This is a genomic window from Pigmentiphaga sp. YJ18 (assembly GCF_038066655.1).
Lineage (GTDB): Bacteria > Pseudomonadota > Gammaproteobacteria > Burkholderiales > Burkholderiaceae_B > Pigmentiphaga.
On the sequence record NZ_JBBUKU010000005.1, the window covers coordinates 180,034 to 195,713 of the forward strand.

Here is a 15,680-nt window from a genome sequence, read left to right on the forward strand (position 1 = left end):
ACACCCGCAGTTTGCTCGCGGACGCGTCCGCCGCCCATCGTGCTCGCTACGCACCGGCATCCGTAGCCCTACGGATTCCCTCCCGCCCCCTGCTCCTGGCTCGCCTGTGCCAGGCGGGCGAACTCGACCACCGACGTGCTGCCTATCTTCTCGGAGATGTGGGCGCGATGGGTCTCGACGGTGCGCGGAGACAGCTCCAGCGCCGCGGCGATCTCCTTGGTCGCGTAGCCCTGCGCCACCAGCGCCAGCACCTGGCGCTCGCGCTCGGTCAGGCGCGCGAGCAGCGCGCGCTGCTCGTCCTGCTCGCGGTAGCGGGCCAGCGCGGCGAAGGCGGTGTTGACCGCCTCCATCAGCACGTGCTCGTCCACCGGTTTGCTCAGGAAGTCCACCGCGCCCGCCTTGAAGGCCCGCCGGCATGCCTGCATGTCGCCATGGCCGGTCAGCAGGACGATGGGCCAGCCGCAGCCCGATTCCTGGAGCTTCTGCTGCAATTGCAGCCCGGTGATGGCGGGCATGCGCAGGTCCAGCACGATGCAGCCCGGCTCCAGCTCCGGCTGGCGGGACAGGAAATCCAGCGGGTGGGCGAAGGTTTCCACACGCAGGCCATACGTGGACAGCAGCAGCGCCACCGCGTCGCGCACGGCTCGGTCGTCATCGACCAGGTAGACGGGAGGTTGAAAGGTCACGCCATGGGCTCCTGTGAGGTTCGCCGGCCGCCGGCCAGCGGCAGCAGCACGGTGAACCGCGCGCCGCCCTCTGGCCGGTTGGCGGCCGAGATGCTGCCGTCGAAATGGTGGACGATGCTTTCGCAGATGGCCAGCCCCAGCCCCATGCCGTCCTCCTTGTCGGAACGGAAGGGCTCGAAGACGTGCGCCAGCATGTCGGACGCGACTCCCGGGCCATCGTCGTCGACCACGATGCGCGCCATGCCGTCGGCCTGGCCGAGGCGCAGGACGATGCGCCGGCGTTCCTCGGGCACCGCCGCCAGGGCGTCGGCGGCATTGCGGATCAGGTTGTGCATGACCTGCCCCGCCTGCACCCGGTCCACCCACGCGACGGGCGGCGGCACGGTCACGTCCGTTTCGAGGCGCACGCCGCGGGCCGACAGGTCCGCCCCCATCAGCGCCACCATGTCGGCGGCGACTTCGCCCAGGTCGCAAGCCTGCGCCGCGGGCGGATCCGCGCCGACGTAGGCGCGCATGCGGGCCAGGATGTCCGCGGCCCGGCGGGCCTGCTGCACGTTGGACTCCAGCACGCGGCGCATGGCGTCGGGCTCGGCAGCGGGCAGGCCGGCCAGGCGCAGCGCCGCCTGGCTCTGGCTCAGCAGCGCGGTCAGCGGCTGGTTCAGTTCGTGCGCGATGCCCGAGGCCATTTCCCCCATCGCGTTGACCCGCGCCGCATGCGCCAGGGTGGCTTCCTGCTTGCTGAGCCGCCCCGCCTGCCGAGCCCGCTCGGCCTCGCCCCGAGCCTGCACGGCGCGGCGGCGCTGCACGGCCAGCAGCGCCGCCAGCGCCAGCAGGGCCAGGGACACCAGCACCAACAACGCCAGCGGCCGGCCCAGCGCCAGATCGCTCCATCCCGGATGCCGGGACAGGCGCAGCATGATGGGTTGGCCGGCGTTCTCCAGCATACGCACCGCTGCCATGGCAGGCGGGTGCAGCCCCTTCTCCGGCGCAGCCGCGCCGTGGTCGACCCGGGCCGCGGCCCCGTCCAGGCGCAGGGCCAGCCGCGTCCCCATGGGCAATTCGTCGGCGGCCACCAGCTCCGCCAGATCCACGGTCAGCACCAGCGCCAGCCGGCCCACGGCGGGCGGCAATCGCTTGACCAGCAGATAGCGGGACTGGCCCGGCTCCGGCACCGTGCTGACCGGCCGCCCGGGCTGGGCCGTCGCGATCACCGGACCCAGGTGCTGCGGTTCCAGGGGCGGGAGGCCCGACCGGCGGCTGGAGACCAGCGTGCGCCAGCCGGCCTGGGACGAGGTGTTTTCCCAGCCGATCAGGTCCACTCCTTCGATGCGCGGATAGAACGCGCGGATCGCGCCCGCCACCTGCCCGATCTCGTCGAGCAGGATGCGATCGGATCGCTGCGCCAGCGCCGCCATGCTGGTCAGGTGGGCGTCATGCTGCGCGATGCGCTGCGAGACGAGGCCGGCCACGGCGTCGGCCGCACCGTCCAGGTCCGCGCGCAGCCTGTCCAGGGCCTGGCGGTACAGCACGACGGCGCCGGCCAGGACCAGCACCAGCCAGGCCCCCGCCAGAACGGCGGCCATCGCGGATTGACGTTTCATCATGGATGCAGATAGTACCGGCAGGCGCCCCGCAGCGCCCGTCCCGGCGCGCCGGGATATTCCCGTGCGGGCGGACGTATCGAAACCAGGCGATTTATAATTCGCTCCATGGCGATATTCTTCGCCCATACCGTTTTCTCGTCATGGACCTCGACGCCACCATCAAGGCACTGGCGCATCCGGCGCGGCGCGACATCCTGCAATGGCTCAAGGAGCCGGAACGCCATTTCGCCGGGCAGGAACACCCGCTCGACGTCGGTGTCTGCGCCGGCATGTTCGAATGCTGCGGCCTGTCCCAGTCGACCGTGTCCGCCCACCTGGCCACCCTGCAGCGCGCCGGCCTCGTCACGACCCGGCGCATCGGGCAGTGGGTGTTCTACAAGCGCAATGAAGAAGCCATTGCCCAACTGGTCGAACAGCTCCGGAAGCTCTGACTTTCCTGGGAATTTCCCACGGGAAACGAGCCGGAATGTGCGTCAAAAACCACAAACCGAAACCCTTGCGCACATTATTGACCAATCGGATACACAAATTGCTTACGCAAATCTTACTTCCGGCCTCCACCATGGAAAATACCTAGAGACGCTGCTAGAATTTATCCGTGCTCGAATAACGGCAGACACAGCAGCCTTGTTTGGGTAAGAACGGGAAATAGCGCTATTTCTGGTTTGTGTTTTGTGTATTTACGACTAACACCTCAAAGGAAAAGAGATCATGAAGAAGACCCTGCTCCTGGCCTCGCTGCTGGCAATCGCTCTGTCGGCTTGCGGCAAGAAGGAAGAAGCTGTTCCGGCCCCGACCGAATCGACTCCTCCGGCCGTCACCACCCCGGCTGAGCCCGCGCCCGCCCCGGCCGAGCCCGCTGCTCCGGCTCCCGCCGAGCCCGCGGCTCCCGCCGACCAGGCCCCTGCCGCCCCGGCTCCCGCCCAGCAGTAAGTCGAACGTGGAGCCCGGCCGGCATCCGCCGGGCCCGGGTTTCCACTCATCGATGGCCGCCTCGCGCGGCAAAAAAAACCCCGATATCCGGGGTTTTTTTATGGCTTCAGGGCCACCCAATCGAATCCGGTGTCCTGGTCGGCCACCCCTATTTTCTCGGATGGCCATCCCAATATCGGCGCGAGCGCCGCTCGCGCCAGTTCCGGCACATTGTTTTGCTTGCTGAGATGAGCCGCGTGCAGGTATTTCAGGCGCGACCGGTCCACCATGCGCAAGATCTCCGCCGCCGCCGTGTTGGAAAGATGTCCGTAGCGGCCGGCTATCCGGTATTTCAGAGAAACGGGGTAATCGCTACGCGCCAGCATGTCCGGACAGTGGTTGCATTCGAGCACCAACGCATCGCAGCCGGACAGCGTCCGGTGGACATGCGGCGTGCCCTCGCCCAGGTCCGTCACCACACCTAGCCGCCACTGGCCGTCGTCCAGCACGTACTGCACCGGCTCGCGGGCATCGTGGGGCACCGGGAAGGGCTGCACGCGCAGGCCGCCTATGGAAAAGGCGGTGTGGCTGTCGCAGCAGACGGCGGTCATGCCTTCGGGGATGCGGGCAGCCACGGCGGCGCGCGTGCCGGTGGTCAGATGCACGGGAATGCCATGGCGGCGAGCCAGGCGGAATACACCGCCGATGTGGTCGCCGTGCTCGTGCGTGACCAGGATGCCGTTCAGGGATGAGGGCTCGATGCCACGGCCGAGCAGGCGCCTTTCGATCTCTTTCAGCCCGAACCCGCAGTCGATCATGACGCGGGTGACCGACAGCCCTTCGCTGGCCTCGACAACCAGGGCATTGCCCTCGCTGCCGCTGCCAAGACTCGTATAGCGCATGGAGCCCACCTAGGAAGTCCACCCCCGGGCGGCCTTCGGCCGCTCCCCCTCAAGGGGGCGGCGCTGGCGGACCGGCAAAGCCGGATCCGCTGCGCCCTGGATCAGCAGGCACACATGGCCAATCCCAGCCATTACTTCAGCTGGTTGGACAGGACGTTCAGGATGCGACGGCCGGTGGCGGTGTTCTCGGGCGCGCCCTGCGCGTTCAGCACGGTAACCTGGGTCCGGTCGTTGGACGTGACCAGTTTCACGCGATACTGCGGACGGGTCTCGGGCTTGTCGCTGCCACGGCCGAACAGGCGGCCGAAGAAGCCCGGCTTGCTCTCGGTGCTGGCCGCGTCGGTATCGACGTAGCGCACGTAGTAGACACCCTCGGCGCGGTTGCGGTCCTCGACCGTGAAGCCGCCGCGGTCCAGGGCCAGGCCCACACGGCGCCACGCACGATCGAACGGTTCGGCGATCTGCAGCGCGCCGGTATCGCCCGAGCCGGTCACCAGTTGCGGCGCCGCGCCCGGGGTCACCGGCGTGGCATTGGCCACCGCTGCCTTGGCCCGGTCGAAATCGGAGCCCAGACGAATCATCAGGCGGCTCAGCATTTCGGCTTCCAGGCCCGGGTCGTTGGGACGCGTGGTCCAGGTGGTCTGGCTCTTCTCGGCGCCGGTCAGCACCTCGACCGCGCCGCGATGGCTGATGTAGATCTCGGTGCTGTTGCCCACGCGCTCGAGGCGGGTGCGGAACATGTCGCGTTCGCCGGTGGACCACAGCGAATCGAAGACCTTGCCGATGGTGTTGCGGATGAAGTCCTGCGGGATCTTGGCCCGGTTCTCGGCCCAGTCGGTTTCCATCACACCGGCCTGGGGCAGGTCTTCGCGCATCAGGAAGCCCAGGTCCTGCCAGAACTGGCGCACCACGGGGTAGAGCTGCTCGGGCGACCGATCGATCACCACCAGCCAGCGCTGGTCGCCGTCGCGTTCGACACGCATGTCCGAACGCTCGGGCAGCACGTTGCTGGCGGCCGGCTTGGTTTCAGGCTGGACCGTCGAGTAGCTGGAGAAGGTCGTGGTCGAGGGCGCCGGCGGCGTCGACCCGGAAGAAGTCTGGGAGGGAACCTGGAACCGGTTGTCGGTGGGAAGCTGGGTCAGGTCGGGAGGCACTTCCAGCTTGGCCGAAGCCGGCTTGGATGCGCTCTTGTAGTCGACGGACTCTTCCTTGCCCAGCAGCTGGTTGACGCTGCTGCAGCCCGCGAACAGCGCGGACAAGGAAATCAGCACCGGCAGGACGGCCAGGCGCGGCAAATTCATACGAACTGCATTCATTGATGGGTAACTCCTGAAGCCACCGCCAGCCCATGTTGGGTCCGGCGGGTCATGTCGGGGCAAAACATGGGGGGCGTGTGGGGTTCAGATTTCGACGCCGGCCGCCCTGAGCGCCTCGCGCACCACAGCGTGATGCTGCGCGCCGAGTTCAGTCATGGGCAGGCGGTATCCCAGCGCCATGCGTCCCATCTGGGCCAGGGCCCACTTGACGGGGATGGGGTTGGGTTCGACGAAGAGGTTGCGGTTCAGCAGCGCCATGCGCTGGTTGATCTTCGCGGCCAGGCGGGCATCGCCGGCCACCGCCGCCACGCACAGCTCATGCATCAGGCGGGGCGTGACGTTGGCGGTGACGGAGATGTTACCCCGGGCGCCCAACAGCATCAGCGCTGCCGCGGTGGGGTCATCGCCGCTGTAGACCGCGAAATGGTCGGGCACCTGGCCAAGCAGCAGCGCGCCGCGGCCGATGTCGCCGGTGGCGTCCTTCAGCCCGACGATGCCGGGTACCTGCGCCAGGCGCACCGTGGTCTCGCCGGCCATGTCGCAGCCGGTGCGTCCCGGTACGTTGTACAGGATCATCGGCAGGTCGACCGCCTCGGCAATGGTCTTGAAATGCCGGTACAGGCCTTCCTGCGTGGGGCGATTGTAGTAAGGCACCACGGACAGGCCGGCGTCGGCGCCGACTTTCTTGGCGGCCTCGGTCAGCTCGATGGCTTCCGCCGTGGAGTTGGCGCCGGTACCGGCGATGACCGGTGCGCGGCCCGCCACGTGCTGGACGGCGAAGCGGATCAGTTCGACATGCTCGTCCACCGACACGGTGGGCGATTCGCCCGTCGTGCCCACCACCACGAAGCCATCGGTGCCCTCAGCCAGGTGCCAGTCGAGCAAGGCCCGGAAGGCCTCGAAATCGAGCTTCCCGTCCGGCTGCATCGGAGTGACGATTGCGACGATGCTGCCTTCAATAGGAGTGCGAGATGTGGTTGCCATACGCTGCCAGGGTGGCCCGAAACGGGACGAAAAGGAAGAAAATCAATGGAGTATACCGCCTGTAGAGGCTCGCTCCTACGCGCCGCGCGCGCCTCCCAGGAAACCGCGGATCCGGCTCCGCCGGTCCGCCGGTTTCGCCCCCCGGGGGGCGCGCGAAGCGCGTAGGGGGGATCAAATAAACAATCTGACGATGGCGTCGCCCAGGGCCAGCATGGGTTGGACCAGGAAGCCCAGCATGCCGGTCATCAGCAGCACGATCAGGATCATCATGCCATAGGGTTCGATCTTGGAATATTTCCAGGCCAGGTCGTGCGGCAGCAGGCTGAAGACGATGCGGCCGCCATCCAGCGGGGGGATGGGCAGCAGGTTCAGGGCCATCAACATCAGATTGACCTGCACGCCCGCCACCGCCATGGCGACGAAAAAGGTCTCGTTCACGCCGGACTGGACCATGAGCTTGAGCCCCACCGCCCAGATGATGGCCATGACGAGGTTGATGCCGGGGCCGGCGGCGGCCACCCACAGCATGTCCTGCTTGGGCCGGCGCAGGCGGCCGAAATCGACGGGCACGGGCTTGGCCCAGCCGAACAGCAGGCCCGCCCCGCCCAGCAGCTTGCTGGTCAGCAGGATGAAGGCCGGCACCAGCAGGGTGCCGATCGGATCGATGTGCTTGATCGGATTGAGCGTCACGCGTCCGGCCTGGGTGGCCGTATCGTCCCCGAACATGCGCGCCACGTATCCGTGGGCGGCCTCGTGCAGGGTAATGGCGAAGATCAACGGGATCGCATAGACCGCGATTGTCTGAATGATGGAATCCATCGCGGCATTGTAGCGGCAGAGCATGGCCGCCCGGCGACGGCCGCGCGCATTTTCGGCCCGGGATTTACGCCGCGACGCCCAGGGTGCCGGGATCGCCGCGGCCGCGGCGCACGACCTCCGGCTCGGCGCCGGTCAGGTCTATTACGGTGGTCGGTTCGCGCGGACAGGCGCCGCCGTCGACCACCGCCGCCAGCTCATGTTCGTAGCGCTCGCGGATCTGCTCGGCGTCGTTGAGCGGCTCGTCCTCGTTGGCGGGAATCAGCGTGCTGGACAGCAGCGGCGCGCCCATTTCCTCGAGCAGGCTGAGCGCGATCGGGTGATCCGGCACGCGTATGCCTATGGTCTTGCGCGAAGGGTGGGACAGCCGGCGCGGCACCTCCCGCGTGGCCTCGAGAATGAAGGTCCAGGGCCCCGGCGTGGCGGCCTTCAGCAGTCGGTACTGCTGGTTGTCGACGTGGGCGAACTGGCCGATCTCGGCCAGGTCCCGGCACAGCACGGTCAGGTGATGTCGTTCGTCCACGCCGCGCAGGCGCCGCAGCGCCTCGGCCGCGTGCTTGTCGTCCAGCGGCGCCACGAGGGCGTAGCTGGAGTCGGTGGGTATGGCCACCAATCCACCGGCCCGGATCAGCTGGACCGCCTGCTTGAGCAGGCGCATCTGGGGATTCTGAGGATGAACGGAGAAAAACTGTGCCACGACTACGCCTCGCAAACATCGACCAGTCCGGAAACCGTCCGGAAACCTTGCCGCCGGCCGCTTACTCGGCGGCCAGCGTACGCAATTCGGCGGCCAGCTTGGCCAGCGCGGCATCGCGGCCCGCGGCATCGGCAAAACCTGAACCACGCGCGACCACCGCTCCGTCCAGATCCAGCACGTAGGACTCCCCTTCCGCCCGCAGCGCCTGAGCCGGATCGGCCAGCGCGCGCAGCCGCTTGATGACGGCGCCGGCCGCCTGGGCATCGGCATGCGACTCGGACAGCAACAGGTCCTGGCCGTCGGCCGCCAGGAAGCGGAAGCGGAAGCGGCCGTCGTCGTCGCGGAAGCTGACGAAGCGGGCCTGCTTGCCGGCTTTCTTCTTCGCGGACTGCGCGGGGGACGACGACGCACGCGGGGCATCCAGCCCCACCGCGGCCCGCAACTCGGCCAGGAAGGGCTCGCCGATGGCACGCGCCTTGCGCGCGCCTTCCAGCAGGATGTCCTCGATGTCGTCGGGACGGGCCATCAGCGTGTCGTAGCGTTCGCGCATCGGGCCGACTTCGCTCTCGATGCGTTCGTACAGCGCCTGCTTGGCGTCGCCCCAGCCCAGGCCCTCTTCCAGCGAACGCCGGAACGCGGCGGTCTCGCCATCGGCGGCGAAGGCCCGGTAGATCGTGTAGAGCTGCGAATTGTCCGGATCCTTGGGTTCGCCCGGCAGGCGCGAATCGGTCACGATGCGGCCGATGGCCTCGCGCAGGTGCTTGGCGCCGCCCTCGAACAGGGGAATGGTGTTGTTGTAGCTCTTGGACATCTTGCGTCCGTCCAGGCCCGGCAAGGTGGCCACGGCCTCGTCGATCTGCACTTCGGGCAGCACGAACAGTTCGCGGCCGCCGCCGTACAGGTGGCTGAACCGCTGGGCGATGTCGCGCGCCATCTCGATGTGCTGGATCTGGTCGCGGCCCACCGGCACGCGATGGGCATTGAACAGCAGGATGTCGGCTGCCATCAGCACGGGATACGAGAACAGCCCCATCGTGACGCCGGCGTCCGGGTCCTCGTTGTCGGCCACGTTCTGGTCCACCGCGGCCTTGTAGGCATGGGCCCGGTTCATCAGGCCCTTGGCGGTGACGCAGGTCAGCAGCCAGCACAGCTGGGGGATCTCGGGCAGGTCGGACTGCCGGTAGAAGGTGACGCGCTTGGGGTCGAGCCCGGCGGCCAGCCAGGTCGCGGCGATCTGCAGGCGCGAGCGCTGCAGGCGGACGGGATCCTCGCACTTGATGAGCGCGTGGTAGTCGGCCATGAAGAAGAAGGCATCGTTGTCGTCGTTGCGGCTCGCCTGGATGGCGGGGCGGATGGCGCCCACGTAGTTGCCCAGGTGGGGCGTGCCGGAGGTGGTGATGCCGGTGAGGATGCGGGTTCTCATGGGTCGGAGCGCGACAAGCGGAAAGATGGAACGTAGAGCCGCAGTGTACCTCCCGGGCGCGGGAGCGTCCGGGCATGGCGGATAATGGCGGATTGCGTTTTTATGTTCCCGGGACCGTCATGTCTTCGACCACGTTCACGCTGACGAACGAGTTTGTACCGTTGTGCGATTTGCTCAAGCTTACGGGGCTTGCCGACTCGGGAGGGGCGGGGAAGGCGCTGGTTGCGGCGGGGATGGTGAAGGTGGATGGGAAGGTGGAGTTGCGCAAGACCTGCAAGATACGGGCCGGGCAGGTGGTGGAAATGGAAGGGGCGCGGATCCTGGTCCAGGGCTGATTGCAGCGCCTGGACCGCCCCGCTTCACCCGCTCAGTGCGCCTGTTCCCACGTGTAGCCCGTGCCCACCTCGGCCACCAGCGGCACCTTCAGCTCGGCCACGTTGCACATCATCTCGGGCAGGCGATGGGCGACGATTTCGCTTTCCTCGCGCGGGACTTCCAGGACCAGTTCGTCGTGCACCTGCATGACCAGGCGCGCGCCCAACTGGTCGGCGTCCAGCCAGTCCTGCACGGCGACCATGGCCATCTTGATGAGGTCGGCTGCGGTGCCCTGCATGGGAGCGTTGATGGCGGCGCGTTCGGCGGCCTGGCGGCGGGGGCCGCTGCCGCCCCGGATCTCGGGTAGCCACAGGCGGCGGCCGAAGACGGTTTCGACATAGCCTTGTTCGCGCGCCTGTTCGCGCGTGCCGTCCATGTAGCGCGCCACGCCGGGGTAGCGGGCGAAATAGCGGTCGATGTAGTGCTTGGCCGCGTCGCGCGTGATGCCGAGGTTGCTGGCCAGGCCGAACGCGCTCATGCCGTAGATCAGGCCGAAGTTGATGACCTTGGCGTAGCGGCGCTGTTCGGCGTTGACGGCATCGGGCTGGACGCCGAAGATCTCGGCCGCGGTGGCGCGGTGGATGTCCTCGCCGCGGGCGAAGGCCGACAGCAGGTTTTCGTCGCCGGAGATGTGGGCCATGATGCGCAGTTCGATCTGCGAGTAGTCGGCCGACATGATCAGGTTGCCCGGATCGGCCACGAAGGCCTCGCGCACCCGCCGGCCCTCGGGCGTGCGTACCGGGATGTTCTGCAGGTTGGGATCGCTGGAGGCCAGCCGGCCCGTGACCACCGCCGCCTGGGCATAGCTGGTGTGCACGCGCCGGGTCCGGGCGTTGATCATCTTGGGCAGCTTGTCGGTATAGGTGGACTTGAGCTTGGCCAGGCCGCGGTAGCTCAGCAGCGCCTGCGGCAGCGGGTAGTCCTCGGCCAGCTTGCTCAGCACGTCCTCGTCGGTGGAAGGCGCGCCGCCCGCGGTCTTCTTGACCACCGGCAGCTGCAGCTTGCCGAACAGGATCTCGCCCAGTTGCTTGGGCGAGTTCAGGTTGAAGGGCTGCCCCGCCAGTTCGTAGGCACGCTGTTCGAGCACCAGCAGTTCCTGGCCGATGGCATGGCTCTGGCGGGCCAGTTCCTCGGGGTCGATGCGCACGCCGTTGCGCTCGATGACGGTCAGCACGCGCGACACGGGCAGCTCGATGGCGTAGATGCGCGCCAGGCCGGCGTCGGCCTCGATGCGCGGATACAGCGTGGCATGCAGCTGGAGCGTGTAGTCGACGTCCTCGCAGGCGTACTGGGTGGCCACGTCGATGGCGACCTCGTCGAAGCAGAGCTGGTTGACGCCCTTGCCGCACACGTCCACGAAGGACAGGCCCTTGCGGCCCAGCCAGCGCTGCGACAGGTCGTCCAATGACACGCTGCGATGCGACTCCAGCACGTAGGCTTCGAGCATGGTGTCGTGCGCGACGCCGCGCAGCGTGACGCCGGCGTTGGCGAAGACGTGCGTGTCGTACTTGGCGTTGTGCAGCAGCTTGGGGGCCTGGGCGTTCTCCAGCCAGGGGGCCAGGCGCGCCAGCACTTCGTCCTTGGGCAATTGTTCGCCTGCGTCCGGGTGCCGGTGGGTCAGCGGGATGTAGCAGGCCTCGCCCGGCTTGACGGCGATGGACAGCCCCACCAGCCGGGCGTCCATTTCCACCAGCGAGTCGGTCTCGGTATCCAGCGCGACCAGCGGCGCCGCCTGGATCGCGGCCAGCCAGCGCTCGAAGGCGGCCCAGTCGCTGATCGTCTCGTAGTTCACCGTTTCCGGCGCGGCCGGGGCGTCGCCCTGCACGCGCGAATCGCCCTCGGGAATGCGGGACTCGTCGCCCGTCAGCTCGCGCAGCCAGGTGCGAAAGCCGTAGCGTTCGTACATGACCTCGAGCTTCGCGCGGTCGACCTCGCGCAGGGTCAGCGCATCCAGGCCGGGAATGTGGGCGCTCAGGTCGCAATCGGTGCGGATGGTGATCAGGGAACGCGTCAGCTCGAAATTCGGGATCGCCGTGCGCAGGTTCGCGCCCGCCACGCCCTTGACGGTCTCGGCCTGCGCCACCAGGTCTTCCAGCGTGCCATACTGGGCGAGCCACTTGGCCGCCGTCTTGGGCCCGACCTTCTCCACGCCGGGCACGTTGTCGACCGAGTCGCCGATCAGCATCAGGTAGTCCACGATGCGCTCGGGCGGCACGCCGAATTTCTTCAGCACGCCCTCGGCATCCAGCGTCTCGGAGGTCATGGTGTTGACCAGCGTCACGTGGTCGTTGACCAGTTGCGCCATGTCCTTGTCGCCGGTCGACACCACGCTGTGTATGCCCTGCCCCGCCGCCTGGAGGGCCAGCGTGCCGATGACGTCGTCGGCCTCGATCCCCTCGATGGCGAAGACCGGCCAGCCCTGGGCGCGGATGGCCTCGACGATGGGCCCGACCTGGCGCGCCAGGTCTTCCGGCATGCTGGCGCGGGTGGCCTTGTACTCGGGATAGAGGTCGTCGCGGAAGGTCTTGCCCGGCGCATCGAAAATGCAGGCGAGGTAGTCTGCCTTATGATCGTTCAGTGCGCGGCGCAGCATGTTCAGCACGCCGTACAGCGCGCCGGTCGGCTCTCCTTGCGCGTTGCGCAGGTCCGGCAGGGCGTGGTATGCGCGATAGAGGTAGCTGGACCCGTCCACCAACAGCAACGTCTTGATCATGATCAAACACAGAGAAATCGAAATAGGCAAGGAAACCCACGACGGCGCTCAGGACAGCGCCCACGACAGCGGAAACGTCCCGAAGAAGCCCGGACGCATCCCCGGCCTGCGGGACGTGGTGAGCGTGGAGCGTGCCACCGCCACCAAGGCGCGCGAGTCATGGCATGTGCTGGGGATTATGTCAGAGTTCTTCGAGGCGTCCGAACGCCTCGCGCAGATCCGGCCGGCGGTCAGCATCTTCGGCAGCGCCCGCATCCCCGCCGACGACCCCCGCTACGAAATGGCCGAGCTGATCGCCCGCAAGCTGTCCGAGGCGGGTTTCTCCGTTATTTCGGGCGGCGGCCCCGGCATCATGGAGGCGGCCAACAAGGGCGCCTACGAGGGCCCCAGCCCCAGCGTCGGGCTGAACATCGAGCTGCCCCACGAGCAGTCGAACAACGCCTACCAGAACATCAGCCTGTTCTTCCGCCATTTCTTCCCGCGCAAGGTGGCCTTCGTCAAGTTCACTTCGGCCTACGTGGTGCTGCCGGGCGGCTATGGCACGCTGGACGAACTGTTCGAGGCGCTGACACTGGTGCAGACAAACAAAAGCCGGAAGATGCCCATCATCCTGGTCGGCTCCGAATACTGGCGGGGCCTGGTGGACTGGATCCGCGCCCAGCCGCTGGCGCAGGGGCTGATCTCGCCCGACGATCCCGACCTGCTGCAGGTGATCGACGACCCCCAGGCCATCGTCGATGCCATTTTCGATTTCTACCAGCACGAGGGCTTCACCCAGTCCCCGGGCGAGCGCGAGCGGCTGCTGAACCTGTAGCGTCCACGACGGACGGGCCGGGGGCGGGGGCGATGACGCTAGAATGCGGGTAATCGTCGATACCCGCCCTCACCCCCCGCTTATCCATGGCCGTCTTCACCCCCGTCACCGAAACGGATGCCCGCGCTCTGCTTGCCGACTATTCGCTGGGCGAGTTGCGCGCCCTGCGCGGCATCCCTTCCGGCATCGAAAACACCAACTATTTCCTTACGACCAGCCAGGGCGAATACGTGCTGACCCTGTTCGAGCGCCTGACGCGCGAACAGTTGCCGTTCTACATCGACCTGATGACGCACCTGGCCGAACACGGGATTCCCGTCCCCCACCCCCAGGCGACGCACGACGCACGCCGGCTGGCCGAGTTGAACGGCAAGCCCTGCACCATCGCCACCCTGCTGCCGGGCAAGTGCGAGATGTCGCCCCTGCCCGCCCATTGCGAACAGGTCGGCGCCACGCTGGCCCGCATGCACCTGGCCGGGCGCGACTTCCCGGCGATGCAGCCCAACCTGCTCGGGCTGGACTGGTGGCGCGAGACCGCGCCCGTCGTCACTCCCTACCTGGACCCGGCCGCCGCCGCCCTGCTGCGCGACGAAGTGGAGGTCCAGACGGCGTTCGCCCAGACCGACGCCTGCCGCGCGCTGCCGCGGGGCCCGGCGCACTGCGACCTGTTCCGCGACAACGTCCTGTTCGCCGGCACGCGCGAAGCGCCGGTACTGGGCGGCTTCATCGATTTCTACTTCGCCGGCTGCGACACCTGGCTGTTCGATCTGGCGGTCTGCGTCAACGACTGGTGCATAACCCACGCCAGCGGCGAATTCCGGCCCGAGCTTGCCCAGGCGATGCTAGGCGCCTATGACCAGGTGCGGCCGCTGACCGATGGCGAACGCGACGCGTGGCGCACCATACTGCGATCAGCCGCGCTGCGTTTCTGGATGTCCCGGCTGCGCGACTTCCACCTGCCGCGCCCGGCGCAAACCCTGACGCCGCACGACCCCACCCATTTCGAACGCATCCTGCGCCTGCGGCGCGACGGCGATATTTTTCCGCTTCCCTGAGCCATGACACATCTTTCCTACCGGCACGCGCCGACGAGGGCCCACGCACGCATCCCGCATCCGCAGGAGGGCCGCTGATGCAAGCCGCCTCCCTGGCTCCCCGCGCCGGCTGGCAATGGGTGCGCGACGGACTCGCCCTGTTTCGACTGCAGCCCATGGCGATGTTCACCTGGGCCCTGACCGTGGGTTTCATGGTCCTGGTGGCCAGCATCCTCGCCCCCATCGGCCCCCTGCTGTTCGTGGTCGGCATGCCGGCGATCACGGTCATGACCCTGGAGGCCTGCCGCGCCATCGAACAGGGCCGCACGGTGCTGCCCTTGCGCCTGTTCCTGGTGCTCAAGGCGCCGGGCCTGTTCAAGAAGCTGCTGGCGATGGGCGCCCTGTACGTGGCCGCCGTGCTGGTCGGGGGCCTGGTCGCCTTCCTGCCTTTCGCCGATGGCCTGAGCGAAGCGATGTCCGGCCTGTCGTCGGACGACGTCGGCGGCGTGCTGGCCGCCATGCGCGCGCCCATCGCCCTGTTCGGCATCCTCTACGTCATCATCGCGGGATTGTTCTGGCACGCGCCGGCGCTGGTGGCCTGGCACCGGCTGGGCATCCGCAAGGCCCTGTTTTTTTCCGGCATCGCCTGCTGGCGCAACAAGGGGGCATTCCTGATGTACGGCGCGACCTGGCTGCTCGTGGTCCTGGCCCTGGAACTGGGCGGCGGTCTGCTCGAAACCGTCGGTTTGTCGCCGACGGTTTCCGGGCTGATTCAAATGCCTTTCAATTTCGTCGCCGCCGCGGTGCTGTATTGCAGTTTCTATCCTACTTACACCAGCGTATTCGGAGCGCCTCCCGCACCCGGTTTCGGCAATGGTTCGTGAGGGATTTCACGGGCGATTTTCTCAGTGAAAACCCGGGACTTCGCCCACAGCGCCGGCATTTTCCGGTTCAATCCGGCAAACGCGGTTGACGGGTCCAAAGATAGCCCGTATAACGGCGGGGCATGATTTTCAAGAGTACGAGTTGCTGCACAAAATCGCTTACCACTGCGGTACGGTTGTTCATGGTCTCCATCCTTGATTGTCTTGCTTACATTCGTTTGGTTTTTTCATTTCAAGGATAAACACCATGGAAACCGGTACCGTCAAATGGTTCAACGACGCCAAGGGTTTTGGCTTCATCACGGCTGACTCGGGCGGCGACGACCTGTTCGCCCACTTCTCCGAAATCCGTGTCGACGGATTCAAGACCCTGCAGGAAAACCAGAAGGTTCGTTTCGAAGTCACCGTCGGCCCCAAGGGTCGCCAGGCTTCCAACATCCAGCCTGTATAAGCTATAATCAGCTTATCCGCCAAAACCCCCGCTTGCGGGGGTTTTTTGTTTTTGCCTGGAAGACAAGCT

General features: G+C 67.1%; 16 protein-coding genes. 7 read left to right on the forward strand and 9 right to left on the reverse strand.

Annotated elements, in window-relative coordinates:
- Positions 1 to 68: 68 nt before the first annotated feature.
- Both WKR98_RS25775 and WKR98_RS25780 read right to left on the reverse strand, forming a co-directional pair.
- Positions 69 to 686: a response regulator transcription factor gene (locus WKR98_RS25775; RefSeq protein ID WP_124688764.1), complete on the reverse strand. Its 618-nt coding sequence runs from the start codon at positions 684 to 686 to the stop codon at positions 69 to 71.
- Positions 683 to 2,287, reverse strand: a complete 1,605-nt coding sequence (locus WKR98_RS25780) for a sensor histidine kinase (RefSeq protein ID WP_341435045.1) — start codon at positions 2,285 to 2,287, stop codon at positions 683 to 685. Before WKR98_RS25780 ends, WKR98_RS25775 begins: the two co-directional genes overlap by 4 nt.
- A gap of 143 nt (positions 2,288 to 2,430) precedes the next feature.
- Here WKR98_RS25780 and WKR98_RS25785 point away from each other — a divergent pair, with 143 nt between their 5' ends.
- Positions 2,431 to 2,721, forward strand: a complete 291-nt coding sequence (locus tag WKR98_RS25785) for an ArsR/SmtB family transcription factor (protein ID WP_124688762.1) — start codon at positions 2,431 to 2,433, stop codon at positions 2,719 to 2,721.
- Positions 2,722 to 3,001: 280 nt separating this feature from the next.
- On the forward strand, positions 3,002 to 3,223 hold the full coding sequence (locus WKR98_RS25790; RefSeq protein WP_124688761.1) for a hypothetical protein: 222 nt from the start codon (positions 3,002 to 3,004) through the stop codon (positions 3,221 to 3,223).
- A gap of 98 nt (positions 3,224 to 3,321) precedes the next feature.
- On the opposite strand, the gene WKR98_RS25795 is transcribed toward WKR98_RS25790, so the two are convergent.
- The 6 genes from WKR98_RS25795 to WKR98_RS25820 all read right to left on the reverse strand — a co-directional run bounded on the left by WKR98_RS25795 (position 3,322) and on the right by WKR98_RS25820 (position 9,340).
- The gene (locus tag WKR98_RS25795) at positions 3,322 to 4,104 is read right to left on the reverse strand and encodes an MBL fold metallo-hydrolase (protein WP_124688760.1); all 783 of its coding nucleotides are present in this window, start codon (positions 4,102 to 4,104) and stop codon (positions 3,322 to 3,324) included.
- 131 nt (positions 4,105 to 4,235) lie between these two features.
- Positions 4,236 to 5,405, reverse strand: coding sequence for an outer membrane protein assembly factor BamC (gene bamC / locus WKR98_RS25800; RefSeq protein ID WP_124688759.1), 1,170 nt, complete (start codon positions 5,403 to 5,405; stop codon positions 4,236 to 4,238).
- Between the two features lie 99 nt (positions 5,406 to 5,504).
- A complete protein-coding gene (gene dapA / locus WKR98_RS25805) occupies positions 5,505 to 6,404 on the reverse strand; it encodes a 4-hydroxy-tetrahydrodipicolinate synthase (protein ID WP_124688758.1) in 900 nt (299 codons plus the stop codon).
- Positions 6,405 to 6,575: 171 nt separating this feature from the next.
- Positions 6,576 to 7,223, reverse strand: a complete 648-nt coding sequence (locus WKR98_RS25810) for a site-2 protease family protein (RefSeq protein ID WP_124688757.1) — start codon at positions 7,221 to 7,223, stop codon at positions 6,576 to 6,578.
- A gap of 64 nt (positions 7,224 to 7,287) precedes the next feature.
- Positions 7,288 to 7,917, reverse strand: coding sequence for an L-threonylcarbamoyladenylate synthase (locus tag WKR98_RS25815; protein ID WP_124688756.1), 630 nt, complete (start codon positions 7,915 to 7,917; stop codon positions 7,288 to 7,290).
- Positions 7,918 to 7,978: 61 nt separating this feature from the next.
- A complete protein-coding gene (locus WKR98_RS25820; RefSeq protein ID WP_124688755.1) occupies positions 7,979 to 9,340 on the reverse strand; it encodes a tryptophan--tRNA ligase in 1,362 nt (453 codons plus the stop codon).
- A gap of 119 nt (positions 9,341 to 9,459) precedes the next feature.
- On the opposite strand from WKR98_RS25820, the gene WKR98_RS25825 reads away from it, so the two are divergent.
- A complete protein-coding gene (locus WKR98_RS25825; protein ID WP_124688754.1) occupies positions 9,460 to 9,675 on the forward strand; it encodes an RNA-binding S4 domain-containing protein in 216 nt (71 codons plus the stop codon).
- A 32-nt stretch (positions 9,676 to 9,707) separates the two neighbouring features.
- Here WKR98_RS25825 and polA read toward each other — a convergent pair whose 3' ends face one another.
- Positions 9,708 to 12,428 carry a DNA polymerase I gene (polA, locus tag WKR98_RS25830; RefSeq protein WP_124688753.1) on the reverse strand — a complete coding sequence of 907 codons (2,721 nt, stop codon included), beginning with the start codon at positions 12,426 to 12,428 and terminating at the stop codon, positions 9,708 to 9,710.
- On the opposite strand from polA, the gene WKR98_RS25835 reads away from it, so the two are divergent.
- The 4 genes from WKR98_RS25835 to WKR98_RS25850 all read left to right on the forward strand — a co-directional run bounded on the left by WKR98_RS25835 (position 12,427) and on the right by WKR98_RS25850 (position 15,611).
- On the forward strand, positions 12,427 to 13,242 hold the full coding sequence (locus WKR98_RS25835; RefSeq protein ID WP_341435046.1) for an LOG family protein: 816 nt from the start codon (positions 12,427 to 12,429) through the stop codon (positions 13,240 to 13,242). The genes polA and WKR98_RS25835 overlap by 2 nt on opposite strands.
- 86 nt (positions 13,243 to 13,328) lie before the next feature.
- Positions 13,329 to 14,297, forward strand: a complete 969-nt coding sequence (locus WKR98_RS25840; protein WP_124688751.1) for a homoserine kinase — start codon at positions 13,329 to 13,331, stop codon at positions 14,295 to 14,297.
- 77 nt (positions 14,298 to 14,374) lie between these two features.
- The gene (locus tag WKR98_RS25845; RefSeq protein WP_124688750.1) at positions 14,375 to 15,160 is read left to right on the forward strand and encodes a BPSS1780 family membrane protein; all 786 of its coding nucleotides are present in this window, start codon (positions 14,375 to 14,377) and stop codon (positions 15,158 to 15,160) included.
- 247 nt (positions 15,161 to 15,407) lie between these two features.
- Complete coding sequence (locus tag WKR98_RS25850; RefSeq protein WP_087841797.1) at positions 15,408 to 15,611, forward strand: cold-shock protein; 204 nt, start codon at positions 15,408 to 15,410, stop codon at positions 15,609 to 15,611.
- Positions 15,612 to 15,680: the final 69 nt, after the last annotated feature.